At 64.3% G+C, this 1,369-nt stretch carries 2 protein-coding genes; both read left to right on the forward strand.

Annotated features, from left to right (window positions below; translation table 11 throughout):
- On the forward strand, positions 1-905 hold a 905-nt coding region (gene argF / locus ACUH78_RS19255; protein WP_510497613.1), incomplete at its 5' end, for an ornithine carbamoyltransferase.
- Positions 906-972: 67 nt separating this feature from the next.
- Positions 973-1,369 (forward strand): argininosuccinate synthase domain-containing protein (locus tag ACUH78_RS19260; RefSeq protein WP_445334460.1); only part of this gene is annotated, 397 nt, incomplete at its 3' end.

Here is a 1,369-nt window from a genome sequence, read left to right on the forward strand (position 1 = left end):
ATCTTCAGTTCAAGGATTTCACGCGCGAGGAATACGACTACGTTTTCGCCCGCGCCAAGTGGATCAAGGACAAGTTCAAGCGCTACGAGCCCTACCACCCGCTGTTCGACCGCACGCTGGTGATGATCTTCGAGAAGGCCAGCACCCGCACGCGGCTGTCCTTCGAGGCCGGCATGCACCAGCTCGGTGGCTCGGCGATCTACCTCAACACGCGTGACTCGCAGCTCGGTCGCGGCGAGCCGGTGGAGGACGCCGGCCAGGTCATCTCGCGCATGAGCGACCTGGTGATGATCCGCACCTTCGAGCAGGACATCGTCGAGCGCTTCGCTGCCAACTCGCGCGTGCCGGTCATCAATGGCCTGACCAACGAATATCACCCCTGCCAGATCCTCGCCGACATCCTCACCTTCATCGAGCACCGCGGCTGCATCCAGGGCAAGACGGTGGCGTGGATCGGCGACAGCAACAACATGTGCAACACCTGGCTGCAGGCCGCCGAGGTGCTGGACTTCAATGTGCATGTGTCCACGCCCCCCGGCTACGAGGTCGAGCCCGAGCGCGCCGGCCTGTACGGCACCGACAACTTCGAGCAGTTCGCCGACCCGATGGACGCCTGCCGCGGAGCCGACCTGGTGACCACCGACGTGTGGACCTCGATGGGCTTCGAGGCCGAGAACGAGGAGCGCATGAAGGCCTTCGCCGACTGGTGCGTGGATGCCGAGATGATGTCCGTGGCGCACAAGGACGCGGTCTTCATGCACTGCCTGCCGGCGCACCGCGGCGAGGAAGTCACCGCCGAGGTCATGGATGGGCCGCAGTCGGTGGTGTGGGACGAGGCCGAGAACCGCCTGCACGCGCAGAAGGCGCTGATGGAATACCTGATGCTCGGCCGCATCGAATTCTGATCTACCCAATACTCACGGCATGCACGGGCGTGCGCGCCGGCAACACAGCAGGAAACAGGAAAACAGCATGAGCGACGTCAAGAAAGTAGTGCTCGCCTACTCGGGCGGGCTGGACACTTCGGTCATCCTGAAGTGGCTGCAGGACACCTACCAGTGCGAAGTGGTCACCTTCACCGCCGATCTCGGCCAGGGCGAGGAGCTCGAGCCCGCGCGCACCAAGGCGCTCAAGTTCGGCATCAAGCCCGAGAACATCTTCATCGACGACCTGCGCGAGGAGTTCGTGCGCGACTTCGTCTTCCCGATGTTCCGCGCCAACACCATCTACGAAGGCGAATACCTGCTCGGCACCTCGATCGCCCGTCCGCTGATCGCCAAGCGCCAGATCGAGATCGCGCGCGCTACCGGCGCCGACGCCGTCTCGCACGGCGCCACCGGCAAGGGCAACGACCAGGTCCGCTTCGAGC

Source organism: Thauera sp. ZXT1-4 (genome assembly GCF_052598215.2).